Annotated in this window: 12 protein-coding genes and 1 other RNA gene; 6 read left to right on the plus strand and 7 right to left on the minus strand. The window is 40.7% G+C overall.

All coding sequences use genetic code 11. The annotated features are described in order from the left end of the window. Positions 1-93: 93 nt before the first annotated feature. Positions 94-276, minus strand: a non-coding RNA gene (ssrS, locus tag V7K15_RS07000) — 6S RNA. A 236-nt stretch (positions 277-512) separates the two neighbouring features. Here ssrS and V7K15_RS07005 point away from each other — a divergent pair. Together V7K15_RS07005 and V7K15_RS07010 are read left to right on the plus strand one after the other, a co-directional pair. Continuing rightward, complete coding sequence (locus V7K15_RS07005) at positions 513-755, plus strand: AbrB/MazE/SpoVT family DNA-binding domain-containing protein (protein WP_334904241.1); 243 nt, start codon at positions 513-515, stop codon at positions 753-755. Then, positions 749-1192, plus strand: a complete 444-nt coding sequence (locus tag V7K15_RS07010) for a type II toxin-antitoxin system PemK/MazF family toxin (RefSeq protein ID WP_334904243.1) — start codon at positions 749-751, stop codon at positions 1190-1192. The genes V7K15_RS07005 and V7K15_RS07010 overlap by 7 nt, the downstream gene beginning before the upstream one ends. Before the next feature lie 212 nt (positions 1193-1404). On the opposite strand, the gene V7K15_RS07015 is transcribed toward V7K15_RS07010, so the two are convergent. From V7K15_RS07015 to V7K15_RS07025, 3 genes are all read right to left on the minus strand, one after another. Further along, complete coding sequence (locus V7K15_RS07015) at positions 1405-2559, minus strand: 5-(carboxyamino)imidazole ribonucleotide synthase (RefSeq protein WP_334904293.1); 1155 nt, start codon at positions 2557-2559, stop codon at positions 1405-1407. Beyond that, a complete protein-coding gene (locus V7K15_RS07020; protein ID WP_292793061.1) occupies positions 2556-3047 on the minus strand; it encodes a pentapeptide repeat-containing protein in 492 nt (163 codons plus the stop codon). Before V7K15_RS07020 ends, V7K15_RS07015 begins: the two co-directional genes overlap by 4 nt. Before the next feature lie 238 nt (positions 3048-3285). Then, entirely contained in the window at positions 3286-3438 is a 153-nt protein-coding gene (locus V7K15_RS07025; protein ID WP_334791890.1) for a lmo0937 family membrane protein, read from the minus strand. A 647-nt stretch (positions 3439-4085) separates the two neighbouring features. Between V7K15_RS07025 and V7K15_RS07030 the strand changes: the two genes are divergently transcribed. Next, positions 4086-4409, plus strand: coding sequence for a hypothetical protein (locus tag V7K15_RS07030; protein WP_334904246.1), 324 nt, complete (start codon positions 4086-4088; stop codon positions 4407-4409). Between the two features lie 162 nt (positions 4410-4571). On the opposite strand, the gene V7K15_RS07035 is transcribed toward V7K15_RS07030, so the two are convergent. From V7K15_RS07035 to V7K15_RS07045, 3 genes are read right to left on the minus strand one after another with little or no spacing between them, the layout of a single operon-like run. Then, complete coding sequence (locus tag V7K15_RS07035; protein WP_334904247.1) at positions 4572-5117, minus strand: ImmA/IrrE family metallo-endopeptidase; 546 nt, start codon at positions 5115-5117, stop codon at positions 4572-4574. Positions 5118-5121: 4 nt separating this feature from the next. Then, positions 5122-5292: a hypothetical protein gene (locus V7K15_RS07040; protein ID WP_334904248.1), complete on the minus strand. Its 171-nt coding sequence runs from the start codon at positions 5290-5292 to the stop codon at positions 5122-5124. Positions 5293-5330: 38 nt separating this feature from the next. Continuing rightward, the gene (locus tag V7K15_RS07045) at positions 5331-8042 is read right to left on the minus strand and encodes a helicase-related protein (RefSeq protein ID WP_334904251.1); all 2712 of its coding nucleotides are present in this window, start codon (positions 8040-8042) and stop codon (positions 5331-5333) included. 174 nt (positions 8043-8216) lie between these two features. Here V7K15_RS07045 and V7K15_RS07050 point away from each other — a divergent pair, with 174 nt between their 5' ends. The 3 genes from V7K15_RS07050 (at position 8217) to V7K15_RS07060 (ending at position 14594) form a co-directional block, all read left to right on the plus strand. Beyond that, the gene (locus V7K15_RS07050; protein WP_334904253.1) at positions 8217-9329 is read left to right on the plus strand and encodes a hypothetical protein; all 1113 of its coding nucleotides are present in this window, start codon (positions 8217-8219) and stop codon (positions 9327-9329) included. 24 nt (positions 9330-9353) lie between these two features. Beyond that, a complete protein-coding gene (locus tag V7K15_RS07055; RefSeq protein WP_334904255.1) occupies positions 9354-12326 on the plus strand; it encodes an RNaseH domain-containing protein in 2973 nt (990 codons plus the stop codon). A 213-nt stretch (positions 12327-12539) separates the two neighbouring features. After that, entirely contained in the window at positions 12540-14594 is a 2055-nt protein-coding gene (locus V7K15_RS07060; protein ID WP_334904257.1) for an FAD-dependent oxidoreductase, read from the plus strand. Positions 14595-14617 lie beyond the last annotated feature (23 nt).

The following is a 14617-nucleotide window of genomic DNA, read 5'->3' on the forward strand; positions in this document are numbered from 1 at the left end:
CAAGGTGCGTTAGCCTATTGCATAACACACCTACTTCTGATTTAAATAATCAAAGCTCCCGATTTCTAACTGACTTTGGGAGCTAATAATTTTAAGTTCACCGCAACGCCGTTTTACCTAAGTTTATGACCTGGTTTAACCAGGTGGGAACTAAATTTCTCGTTTAAAGTTTCCGGGTACATGCCCGGTTTACTGCCACGAGAACTGTTTGGCTCCCTTGTCTTTAAAGGCATAGATCAAAAAACTTGATGGCAGTCACCAACGTCGTAGTGCAACTCCCTCATTATAGCTTTCAAAAAGATGTTGTGTGTCCAATATCGAAAGTTTCTCAGGAAGCATCTCACTTTTCCCTTCTACCCCGTTTGGAAGTGACTTACAAACGGGATGTTGACACCCGCTAATTAAATATGTATATTCAAAGTATATACATCCGACAAAAATTAGTAAGAGCGTTAGTTCTGCCTTCTCAGAGTTAAGCGTGTGTATCTCTAACAAAACATTTGGAGATAGCTATGACAGCAGTTGTTGCTAAATGGGGAAACAGTTTAGCTATTCGGATTCCAAGAGCAGTAGCTGAACAAGTTCATGTAACAGAAGGAACTGATATAACTTTTACTGTCTCAGGCGACAGTATTGTAATTACACCGCGAAAAAGAAAAAAATATACGCTTGATGAGTTACTTGAAGGTATGACTCCTAATAATTTCCATTCGGAGTTTGAAACTGGAAACGCTGTGGGGAATGAAGATTGGTAGTTAATTCATACTTTCCTGACCGGGGAGATATTGTCAAATTAGAATTCGGAGCCACACAACAATTTACGGGGGATTCGATTCAGCGTGCATTTATCCTCAGAGGGTCAGGAATATCATTTGATGACATTGCTAGAACATTAAATAATGAACTAGAACAACTTGGGCGTGAGCAGATTGGCTACCGCCCTGTTCTTGTAATGTCTCCAATTAAATACAATCGAATCGCTTCCTTAGTTTTAGCGTGTCCAATTACTAGCAAAACCAAGGGACTCCGTTTTGAAGTTCCTCTTGTTCAAGGAATGAAAACACAGGGAGTTGTGTTAGCTGACCAGATTAAAACATTAGATTGGAAAGCTAGAAAAGTAACATTTGTTGAAAAAGTTACACAAGATTTAATTGAAGAAGTGCAAGCAAGGCTTGAAACATTAATTTTATAACTGTAAAAAGTGCGATACTACGCAGCTTGACTATCTTCCCATAATTACATCATGTCCGCCAAATTACCCATAAAGAACCCCACCCCGCCGGCGCGGAGGGGAGCTAAAGCGCAGCTTTTGCGGGATGGGGTTCCGGGTATTATGCTTAATTGCGCGGACATCATATTACACCAATATTTGCAAAAGTTCCGATGCTCCGGTTTGTGAGCAATTTACCTGGGATACCAGATAGATTCTATTGTGTAAGCGATCGCACTTGCCGATTTTCTATTTTGATTATCTAGCAAAACGGTGACATGTCCTAACTTTCGCCCAAGACGTGATTCTGTCTTCCCATACCAGTGAACGTGCGCCTGGGGAATCTCTGCTATTTGTTGACGCTGGCTTTGGTAGTCGCTGTGAGAATTTTCATACCCCAGGAGGTTGACCATCACAGCGCCAGCATACTGCAAAGCCACATTTCCCAAAGGTAAACCACAAACGGCTCTCAGGTGTTGCTCAAACTGAGAGGTTTCACAGGCGTCAAGGGAAAAATGCCCAGAATTGTGAGTACGGGGGGCAATTTCATTTACCAGGACTTTGCCATCAGTACTGAGAAATAGCTCAATTCCCAAAATTCCGACTACTTCTAGGCTATTTAATAGAGTATGTGCGATCGCTTGTATTTCTGCTACTTGATTAGGCGTAATCTCGGCTGGCGCAATCACCCGCCGACACACTTGTTGTTCTTGTTGGGTTTCTACTACTGGGTAAGTTACAATTTCTCCCTCTACAGAACGCGCTGCAATTATTGCTAGTTCTCTTTCAAAAGGGACAAATTCTTCTAACAAGAAAAGTGATTGATTTAAAGTTTTTGTTGTGGTTTCATAACTTAGCTTTTGCTCTAAAGTAGCAAAATCGGTAATTATGAAAGTACCCTGACCATCATAACCGTGCCGTCGGGATTTCAGGACTAATGGAAAACCTAGATATTCTATTTTTGATTTGAGATTTTCCGTCTGGTCAAGGGCGAAAAATTGAGGAACTGGTAAGCCCAAGTCGCTTAAATAGGAGCGTTGGTGATATTTATCTAAAAGAGGAGCTAAGGCTTCTAATCGTGGACGGAAACAAACACCTTGCTGTGCTAAAACAGATAAAGCATCGAGGTTAACAAATTCGTTTTCAAAGGTGATGACATCGCATTTTTTAGCTAATATTTCTGTCGCACTGGCGTCATCTACCGACGCGAAAACGATTTCCTGGGCAATTGATACCGCAGGATCATTTTCACTAGGAGTTTGTATTACCAATTCTAATCCTAGCTTCTGTGCTGCATCCGCCATCATCCAGGCAAGTTGTCCGCCACCAATTACACCAACACGCTTCATTGACATCCTAGAGAATCACGAGTTTGCACGCCTGTTTTGGAATTCACACCACTGGCTTTTAGACACAGTTCTTTGATTTGCACCCTATCCAAAATTGCATCTGTAAAATCTGCCCCGTCTATATTCACATCATTAAATATAGCGCGGAGCAAAAGAGCTTCTTTGAAAACTGCATCGCTCAAATCTGCCTTAGTCAAGTTTACCTGATCAACCATTGCATTCGTTAAATCCGCTCCGTGGAGATTTGCTTTTGTCATCACCGAAGCGCTCATGACTGCTCCCCGCAAGTCAGCGTTTGCAAAGTTAGCCAGTTCCATATTGGCGTTAGAAAACTCCGCAGCTTGCAAACTTTCACCAGAAAAATCACGTCTTGACAACTCTGCATTACTAAATGACAGTGGATGAGTCCAGTCTACTGCCAGTGCGGGAGCAGCCACGCACCAGATAATAATTCCTAGAAGGAATGCCAACCCTTGTCGCCAAAACATATTGAGAGCCAATTTGGTGTCTAGTCACTGCATTTAAGCTTACCGCATTTGAATATTAGCAAGACTGGTTTATCTTAATTGAGACTTGCAGACGTTTAGTTAGAGAGCGACAATATAGGAGCGATCGCACTCAATCAATATATAGCGTTTTTTAAGCAACTGAGGTACACTCAAATCTTTTTTACCAAGGGTTAGTAACTTTGAAAATGTACCTCACCACGTCGGGAATCACTATATTTCAGACATCACGCCCTTTGAAAAAATTATAGATAGCAAGTCCAATGGCTAAAAGCAACACTGCATGAATTAAATTTCCAGCAATATGAAGTGCCAGTCCTAATCCCCAAAAAGCAATCAGTACAACAACAATACCCCAAAGTATATTGAACATATATTTGCTCTGAGTCCAGTAAGTTTTTATTTGCTCATATATTTTACTCCTAGCTTCACTTTAATTCTATTTATCCTCAGAGAGGTATATAAATAGGACTTACGCAACTACACGCAGTCTGGGGCAATACTTTTCGGGTAAGCGTAAACTACTTCCTCATAGTCTGGCTATTGGTTTTGGGGTAAAGGCTAAATTCCAAAAGCTTTAGCAAAACCTATTGCTGTTGATAAAGGTAAAACTTGAAATTCCTAACTCTAAAGAAATGGTTTAGCCGGATGAAGCAATCTCTACATGGATTACGCCTACGCTTGTTGATTTGTTCACAATTCTTCATTTTTAGATTTAAATTTTCGGATATAAAGAGTTTTATCGAGCAGTAATACTTACTGAATTGTTTACAATTCTTGACTTTCAATTTTTTAAGTAAAGTTTATTGTATTTCAAAGTAAACAGCCCCGATCACCTGTTAATCTTTTAATTAATGAAAGCAAGGTTTGAGCGTAATTATATGCGTCTCAAGTGCTTAACAAAGCTTAAAAGTTGGATAATTAGCGTTAATTTTATAGCGATTAGTTAGTTCTTGAGGAATCTCTAAGAGTTTATATTCACCCAGTACACACCTTACACAAACTCAACTCCGAAACCCGATGATGAATCATTACTCACTTCAATGGATTGAGGCATGGTGCCAAGAAAATGGTTGGACAGATTTATTTGTCGAGCGACGTAATAACTTCTGGGCTTTCCCTCCGGGTGGGGTAATGCCGGAACCAATTCCAGGTCATGTTCTGAGATTAATTAAAGCCGAAAAGGGATTGACTTTTGAAGAACGATTGTGGTCGATGTCCGCAGTAATTTGCACAATCCTAGCTGTTATTTTTACCTTTGGCTTCCAGTCTCCGATGCCATTAGTTTTGGCTTTCGCTTTTAACGCCGTTACGGTGGCTCAATTTGAACTTGAAGATGCCTAAATTCTTATTTTGGCTTTGCTATTAAAAACTGCTCTTGTCTACTTTTAGCAAGAGCAGTTTTTAATTTTAGAAAAAGAGAGGAAATCACCACAGTTTCAGCTAAAGATTATTAGTTACTCATTAATGAATTCTGTTTGTTGGCAGAGCAGATATTGTAAAACATTAGCATTTGACAGACACCTCAGTTACATTGCTGCGAAACTTCACCATTGCTTCACTAGCACCAAATTGTGCTGCGATTTGAGGTAATAGCATCTTTCGTTGTGTCGCCCATAGTAAACCACGTTTAGGAATTTGAAGGCATCCCCCCAAATAAGTTGCTTCATCTTCGTTGTTTTGTTTGCGTTTTGGTAGTCCGGTTACAGGATCAAAGCCAACAGGCTTATGATTCAGCAACAAATGAGCTATTTCATGCATCAGATTTGATTCATGCCGTGCAGGTGCATGACGAGGGTTGTATACAATCCAGAGCGGGCGATCGCTTATAATTGCTCCTGACCACCCATCGCTAGCAAGTAATACTGCTACTTGCTCTGGCTCTAAATTTGGAAGCTGATCGGGTGTAAAAAGTGTTGCTCCTAGTTTGGCTGCTAGAGTGTCTGCCGGTAATGGCTCAAACGATCGCACTCCAAGCAAGCTTCGTTGTTCAGTCGCGATCGCTTCACAGCGTTGTCTAAATTCCGGCGATAGTCTTTGGATTAATGACATATCTTTAGGGATCTTGCTTCAATTCGCCATCATTTTTAGACAGATCGCGATACGCTGCTTTAACTAAAGATGCTAAAGCATTGGCGATCGCCGGATCAAGGTTTTTATCAGCTCGTAATTGAATAGCGATCTTTTCAGGTGTATCCAGTTGATCCTCTTGTGAGGTTCTAAACAACTCCGCAGGTGGCACTTCTAGCCAGTAGATATAATGGACTAGTATCTAGCTAAACTTTCAAAATCATCATAATTATTAGACTTACGTGCTGGCTTAAGATACATTGCACATTCTCTGACAACATCATCTAAATCAGCATCATTTTGTTTACACCACTCTTTTATACAGGCATAGCTAAGTTCTTCAATTTCATCAGCATTGACGAGGGCAAGCTCAGTATTTTCCTGACATTGAAGTAAATCAAGTAATTGATTACGCGATTTATTCTGCAAGCTTTTTGACTTAGGATTGTAAAAAGTCCATTTGTATTCATCCTTGTATTTAAATAAAACGTAAATCAAAATTGTTAGACCCGAATAAATTTTTGCACTAATAATATCGTCACGAATATTACGAGCGTAGTCGCGGTTATTATATAGCTTAGATGCATGGTGATAAAATGGTGATACATTGTCCTCGACTAAAGCCTCTAAGTCAAGTAGACCCGATTGAATTGTGACTTTGGATGTATTATTGAAAAAATTAACTTCTTCTTTCTCATTTATAGATAGAACAGGAAGCTCCATAATTTCTTGAGATTGACTGTGGCGATTTGTCAGGTTACTGTAACGTTTTGCAATACCTAAATCTCGTAAAGCATCACCTTCTAGCGGTGGAACAAAAGTGTAAAGCTCCACAGTACGCGGTTCAATCCAGGGTCTTAGAACACGCCCTGCTCTTTGTGTAGGCTCAATTGCTGTCCAAGCTAGATCGTAATTGATAACTACAGGTGCATCTTGTAGGTTAATACCAACACCATGAGCATCAGTTGAAATAAAAACTTCGTAAGTCTCTTCGTACTTTGCTTCGGCTCGGTTTGCAACTGGAGCAAACTTTTTAATTGCCTGAAAAATATCTCGATCGCTCATAGGTACGTATTGACCTTTTTGTTGCTTAATTGTGTACTTAATTGTGCCAAATACTCGCAGATGGTCAAATAAGATATTAATGGCTTTCACTAGATAAGCCACTGTCGCACGACGCTCACAAAAAATGATAACTTTTTTATTACTAGAGTGAATTTCTTGAAGGATGTTACATAGAGATGCAAGCTTATAATCCTCAGTAAACTGCATTTTATCTAATCGACTTAGAAGCGGCTGTAGTATTTCACGGCGCTGAAATTGAGACATTTTAAACTCAAATTCATATGATAAGTTTGGCTTGCCTGGAGTGTTAATAACTTTTTTGATAATTTCACGAAGTGCCCACGGTGAACTGAACCACGCAACTTCTGCTTGCGTTTCTATAAACTTGCGTGATTCTGGAGGATCTTTAACAGTAAAGCAACCATCGATAAAAACTTGAGAAATTTCACTTTCCATGAATAAATGGAAATTAACTCGATATAACTTGACAAGCGGAATATATCGCTTTTGCTGTCCAAACTCAATTAATATACCAGTCTCTAGCTTCTGTCCATACTGTTGTGCAACATAAGGTGTAGTTAATTGAGATACAACAGGCAAGTTAATAAATCCTTTTATACTATCTGTATGCCAATTGAAATTTTTATTATTTTGTTTATCCGACAAAGTTTCAATTTCCGCAGTGTGAGGTAGAAGCAGAAGTTGGTGATTGAGATTCCTAATATCTTTAGAGTAAGGTGAGCCAGTGAGAAGTAAGACTTTACAGCCACTTTTTTTAATTCGGGAAATCAATCTTTGGAATGAGCGCCTTCTAGGGCCTTCTGCACTATCATGGCAATTTCTGAATAGATGGCATTCATCAATAATAATCAGCCATTGCTTATTTATTTTTTCTTCGATTTCGATAAACTGATCAAGATTACGATCATAGCTTGGATCTTCTTTATCTAAAGCTTGACAGCCAATATAAGTCTGAGGGACACCCGCATCAAGAAATTCAGACTGCCATTGCCTTTTTACTAATTTTGGCCCAATAATCAGTACATGTAGAATTTCATCTGCTCTAAAAAGTTTCAAGGCGATATGAGTAGCAACAACAGTCTTTCCAAGCCCTGTTGAGGCAACCAACATAACTCCGCTGTGATCGCTTATTTTCTGTAAAGCTTCAGCAATCATTGCTCTTTGATAATTCGTTGGCGGAGTATACTTGTTATCAATTTCTAGATCCTCAAAAGCAAGCAAGGTTTTGAGGTAAATATCCCAGGGAGAAGCAAGTTTTAACCAATCTTCGAGAGCTTTAAGTAGTCTCTGAGTTAAATCTACTGCTTCGGCAAAATATCCATCAAATTTATTGACAAGTTTTATAACTTCTTGTTTCTGAGTAAGTCGATCTCCATCTTCAACCTGTTCTATCAACCCATGTTTAGTTAAATTTGCTGAAGTTACGATGGCAACCTTGCAGTCAACCAAGTAAAGTTTTGCATGATGCTTCATAGCACGTGCATCCACGAGCCGAAATTCACCTCTCCGAATTTTCTCAACCAAATCTGCTACAGCTTGACGGCGATTACCTGCTGATGATGCTGTTGCTAAATCTTTCGTGATTTCTTGGATCAAAAGACGCTGTGCGTATCCTTCGTCTTGTCTTTTAGTTCGTTCGTTAATTCCAACCAACAGATCAACATATTTTCCTTTTACAACATCTCGAATAAGATCCCAACCGTTTATAGTAAAATAGCCAGATGCAATACGAATTTTTGATTGACACATTGGGAAGTAGTATTGGATTTGTTCATAGATTATCTTGGGAGCAAACCAGGATCTTGGCAGAGAATCAGTCATAACTCGGTACTTATATAAAGATGGCTTAGATTGAAGGCAGATTAAATAATAGTACATTTAAACTATATAGAATAATACATTTGAACTATATTTGGTTAGTTATGTTACTTTTTGCCAGTTATTAACGAATTTAAGTGGTTCTAATTTGCAGACTATTTCTGGAAAGTTCTACTTTTGAGATTCGCCTGTTTTCACGTTGGCAAGCCGCAAGGTGTTTTAATGCCAGAACAGGGAGCGAGAGATGCGATAGCTCAAAGTAATTTCAAATTTCTTCCCCAATTTGACCAAAAGAACAAACCCCTCCGCATTTCTGGTAGTCCCGAACGGCAGAAAATGGGCTTGTTTCAGGAAATAGCGCGATCGCTCGTTGGTACTAACGGTACAGGGCATTTAGAGCAAGAACTTAGGGAATTAAAGCGTCTTGGCGAGAATGATTTAGATAACCACTGGAGCGATCGCGATCGTCTTTTGTTACTTGTCAACTCATACGATCAAGCTCGTTGGGCAGCAAAGGAAATTTGCAATTGCTCCTCAAGTATGCAGGACTCAGTTTATCACCTAGTCCCTGACAATATAGATGTTGACTGGGATGATGAGCCAGGAAAACTTGTCAAATCACCTGATAAGGGTACGCTTAACCGTGCAGATATTGAAACTTTTGGGCAAACTAACGGAAAGATTCTTGTTGCTCCTATGAATGCGGTCGGGCGTAATTTTAATATTTTGAATGCCAACGGTAAAGCCGCGTTTGGTGCTGTTTACTTTTTGACTCGACCATATCCACATCCACATGATACACAAGCGATCGCTCAAGAAATGAACCGTCGCGCTTTAGACTGGGCGGATAAAGCAGACTTTATAGCATGGCAGCAAGGAGACGGAATTGTACAACGCGCTGAAAAGGTGCGCCAACTAGCGGCACGTTATTGGCGATCAGTTGAGCAACGTTCCTACTATAAAACCCTACGTGATAATGAGGAATTACTCGCTTTTCCCCGATTCGACCTTGCTGCAACTACTGTTGGGTTAGTTATTCAAGCCGTTGGTCGTCTCTTGCGTGGAGGTGTTCCATTTCGTGGTTATTTTGTCGATGCAGCTTGGGCACCCAAGAGTGCTGCGAGGAAAGCTGATCCAGAACTCTCTGAACTGGATACAGAACAGACAAGTCTTCTTGTTGCCATGATTTTACGAATCTGCGACTACGCCAGCGAGAGAAACACAGTGGGAAATACACTTTACAAGCCCCTTGCCGATGCACTGGAACAAATCGAAGACCTGCATTGGTAACTTTGTTGTATTAATAAATTCATAATGCCTAAAAAAGACGTGCGACCTCCTCTTCTCTTACCTGCCAGAATGAATCTTACAACAGATGCACTCGCAGGTTTAAAAATTGAACTACTTTCATTTCCATTCACAGAAATTGTTGATAAATTTCGTAATAGTATGGAAGAAGTTTTATCGTCTAATCGTAATAAAAAAGTTTGGATACCATATCGACAGTTCAACAATGGATTGCTTGCCTCTGCATCAACATTGACGCATGGTTTTGAATACTTTAATACAGGCGATTATCGAGCTTTGGCTGTAGGAACAGCCGAAAATGCGTTGCGAGTTCCAACACCTGAACAAATACATGAGTTAGTGATTATTTGGGCGCAGGAGTGGACAAAGGAATTTTATGGTAAGGGTAAAGCAGATCAGGTAAATAGTGTTTGCGATCGCTTCCGTGAAAACATGGCAATAATTCCTACTAATTGGAATTGGCAACCTATCACCCCAGAAAACCTTATTCAAGATATAAACGCCGAAAAAGGACTTGGATTCCAAGCAATTCCTAGTTTCTTGGCAACATTGCTACATGGAAAAATCTGTGTCATTCGCTCCGGTAAGAGAGAGCAAGAAATCCATTGGCGAAAGGTACAAGGGAATGGCTCAGGCCGCACTGGGCTATTCATAGTCAGTCAACCATTTGTGGCACTGTACACAGATGACTATGGCAAAGAAAGGGAAGGTTATTTTGTCTATCGCTTAGATTTTCGCGTTCAGACTCAAACTGGACGATTTAATCAAAACGGTAAGCTTAAACCGTGGATTTTTTTGGATTTAAGTTGTCAAAGATATGCTCATGAACCATTAATCGAAACTAATTATGGTCGTGATATTTCTGTACTGATAGGGATGAACGAGGAACGTTTATCTGGTTATGAAGTAGATTCAACGCTGATACGCCTTACCATTGATAACAGTGCAAGAGAAGATAGTAAGCCGTGGAAATTACAATTACCCAATCTACTAGCTGCATTCAAAGCGCGTGCACTAGAAAGAACCGAAAACATTCTTGGTAATCCTGCTACATACGGAAATTTAGAGAATAATTCCGACTGGAATAAAGATGAATATTATTTAGTTCATACTGAAGGATATAAGTATGAACACGAAAAGCATAAAAGAGGACACAGCATTAAGCCAGGATTTAGTTTGCAGGAACGCGGCGATATCGTTGCTCAAGTATTAAATCTTCTAAATGGTGTTTTGATACCAGATGATCCAATGCAGTGTGATATTCCTGCTCCATCTGGTCAAAAAACACCCTTGGCAATGCGCGATTACGAAGATATCTCTAAGCCTCTAACATTCACAAAACAACAAAAAGAAAAGCTGAGTCAAGAACAAATTAAGCAACGGGTAGATAAACGTCGTAAAGAAAAACAAACGATAATTACTGATGCTATTGAACGAGCGTTGGAAGGAAAACCTATACATTTTTATCTTCTGTGGCGCGAACGAGATACCTATGATGTAACTATCCAAAAGTTGCGTGATGCTTTCCTGCTTAATGAAGGAGAAGATTTTCCAGAGCATATCAAAGTATCACCTGTGTGGATTGATGATCCAAATCTTTTGAAGCCCCTCGACACAGCAGGATATGCACCTAAAGATGGTCAGGAGTTTGATAAACAGATCCGCAAGCAGCATCAAATGAAACTCGATACATTCCGGGACTTTTTGAAGCAGAAGGTTATTGCTTCAATTGACCCTACTACTAAACCTTACTGCTTTGCAATTATTGAGATTGGACAAAGCAAAAAGAAGGAAGTTCATCCTAAACAAAGTATTTATAGAGCAGTTCGTGAAGCTTGTGTGCTAGAAAATATTGGTTCTCAAATGGTGCAAACTGTTAAACCAAAATCATCTGACAAAGAAGATGAAAACACAGACACATCGCCATCTTATAGCAAGAAGACAGAAGGACGTATTCTAAATACTGTACTGGATGTGACGCTACGCCAGATTGGGGCGCTTTATGGAATACCTTCAGAAGTCTACGAACGAGCAGGAATAGCCAAAGAAATCGCCAAAAACCTAGATGTAATTGCGCTTTGTCGCCGAAAAACCACTCAAGGTCAACATAATATTCACTATGCCTTGGCTGTTCGTCTACGGGCAACGGGTGCAGTTGATGTGTTATTTCCTAATAGTAACAATTGGATTCCTTACGCACAGGCGGGGATTGAAATAGGGCAAATTTTCTCGCAAGCACGACGCGATCGCAATTATCTTAAAACAGTTCAGTTAAAGGGAATAAACCTTGCAAAATTTGCGGCGGATGTACTAACGCAAGTGGGCGAACAGCCTACTCTTGTCTTAATTGAAGCGGATGTATGGCGTAACGAGCGTGGTGAGGAAAATGGAGGTCAAGCTTGGTTCCAACTAAAAAATGAAAATCTCCTTGCAAAGCGTGACGTCTTAGACTTCCAACACGTTCCAGGTCATACTTGTGTATATCGTCGTGACCATAACAAACTTAGAAACTTGCTTGAAATAATTCGCTTCCGCACTGGCGATGAGACAACTCAATACATCACCAATCGACAAGCTTGGAATGATAATTCTCCAGCACGAGATTTAATTAACTTAAGTGGTTTTTATGATACCTCTGTACCTGAGTTGTTCCATTACTTCTCTATTGGAAGATTACCGAAAACACAAAAAGCCCAAGATACCTCAACAGCACGCGAACTCTATATGCTCGATTCTCAAGATGAGGAATCCGGTGTAAATATTGCATTCAAGCACCAGCAGATGTTAGAAATGCTTCCCTTCTTCATTCGTTCAGATTTCCAAAAAACAGAAGAAAGCCTAAAATCACTTTGCCGAGTGCCACACTACTTACGAATCTCACCAGCGTGGTCTATGGGTAATATTCATTCACCATATCCAATGCATTTAGGCAAACAACTAATAAAAGATCATTTATGCATCCTTGGTGTAGAAGTCTGAATCAATATTTCTCATAGATGAGGAAAAAAGTACTCAGCAATCAGCACTTTTAACTCAGCTTTAATAACTTCAGGGTAAATTTAGCTTACATACTGAGTAATTTAGGTATAAAAATTGTATTTAAATATATTTACTCTGATAAACTTGTGATGATCATTTCCCGGATGCTACCTTTTACAAGGTGACACAGGATTTGGAGTGATTTTTTTAACCATGAAGCGCAGATACAAAGTAGCTTATAGCTTGACATCGGTGATTAGTCTCAATTTAATATCTAGCTTAGTTGCATTTGATTGGGTGATGGCTGCGCCAACGCCAAAGGCGAACGCCACACCACCAAGAACCCCAGATAAAAGTGTTAATTGCGAGATTTTAGTTGTAGGTGGTGGACTATCTGGCGTCGCCACAGCTTACGAGGGGTTGCTAGCAGGACGAACGGTTTGCCTCACGGAAATTACTGACTGGCTGGGAGGACAAATTTCTGCTCAAGGGACATCTGCGTTAGACGAACGCCCAACTCAGCGAGCTCTCAAATTCTATTCTCGCGGCTACCTAGAATTGCGAAACCGGATTGAGCGCAAATACGGTAAACTTAATCCCGGTGACTGTTGGGTAAGTGAATCTTGCTTTCTTCCCCGCGATGCTCACACCATTTTGACTCAGATGCTCAAAGATGCCGAAAACCAGGGCAAAGGGAAGTTGCAATGGTTTCCTAACACAGTAATTAAAGATTTGGAAATCGCTGCTGATGGCAAAATAATTAATAGTGCGATCGCAATCCAACATCAACCACCAAAAGGCGCACCACCTCTTAATACTTTTACTTTATCTCAAAGTATTGAAGATGCCTATAGCTACGAAAACTCATCTCGGTTTACTAAAACTATTCTCCGTTTTATCCCCAAGGCAACGAAAGGGGATGCTCCTAAATGGTACGTCGTAGACACCAGCGAAACTGGAGAAATTATCGCCCTTGCTGATGTTCCCTACCGATTAGGCATTGATGCCCGTTCCTATCTAGAACCTTCTGCTTCCAGCACCAACAACGACCCTTATTGCCCTCAAGGTTTTACCTATACCTTTGCAATGGAGGCAACCAAGGAAGCACAACCGCAGACGATGCCCCCATTTTATATAGAATACGCGCCATATTTCAGCTATGAATTAACGCGACTGGCTAACTTTGATTTGGTTTTTACCTATCGTCGCATTTGGAGTCCAAACAAAGGCAAACCGGCAAAATTCGGGGGTGTAAATTTTACTGCTCCAACACCAGGGGACATCTCAATGCAAAACTGGACTTGGGGTAACGACTACCGCCCCGGAACAGCTAACGATAACCTAATTTACAGTCGCCAACAGTTACAAGCTACTGGGCAGTTAAAACCAGGGGGCTGGATGGGGGGACTGCGGACAGAAACCCTCCGCAAAGCTGAGGAAAATGCCCTATCTTTCTATTACTGGTTGGTAGCTGGGATTACAGATTCCCAACTGGGCGAGGGTATAAAGCAGCAGCAAGCCAATAATCGCTTGTTGTCAGGGCTAAATTCGCCGATGGGGACAGTGCATGGCTTATCGAAATATCCTTATATGCGTGAAGGACGGCGGATTATTGGCCGCCCCAGTTGGGGACAACCCGGAGGCTTTAGTATTGGGGAAATTGATATTTCTCGCCGAAATTATAATGATGAGTATTACTCCAAGACTCTGCCAGCAGATATGTATCGTAGGCTACGAGCAGCCCTTGCAGGTTTGGAAGCAGTATCAGTAATTGACGGTAAAATTTCACCAGACAAGGCAATGCGACGGACTCGTTCTACCATCTTTCCCGACGCTGTGGGTATTGGTCACTACGCTATAGATTTCCATCCTTGCATGGTGAATAGTCCCCCAGAAGCCCCTGGTAACACAGAACATCCAGGCGAAAGGCTTGGTGCTGGTCAAGCTTATCCCTTCCAAATTGCTCTGAGGGCGATGATTCCTCAGAAAATTGACAATTTGCTGGTAGGAGGTAAAAGTATTGCTACTAGTCATATTGCTGCTGCTGCCTATCGGGTACATTCCTTTGAATGGTCATCTGGCGCTGCTGCGGGAACAGTTGCTAGTTTTGCTATCAAAAATGCGATCGCACCCTATCAACTAATCGATGACTTACCCAAACAAGAGCTACAACTAGAAGCACTCAAACGGCTTTTGCAACAAAATGGTAATCCTACCGCTTTCCCAGATACATCTATTTTTAACGAAAACTGGGATAATTGGAAATAGGGCATTGCATGGGGCATGGGGCA

This window comes from Nostoc sp., assembly GCF_036919815.1.
GTDB lineage: Bacteria > Cyanobacteriota > Cyanobacteriia > Cyanobacteriales > Nostocaceae > Nostoc.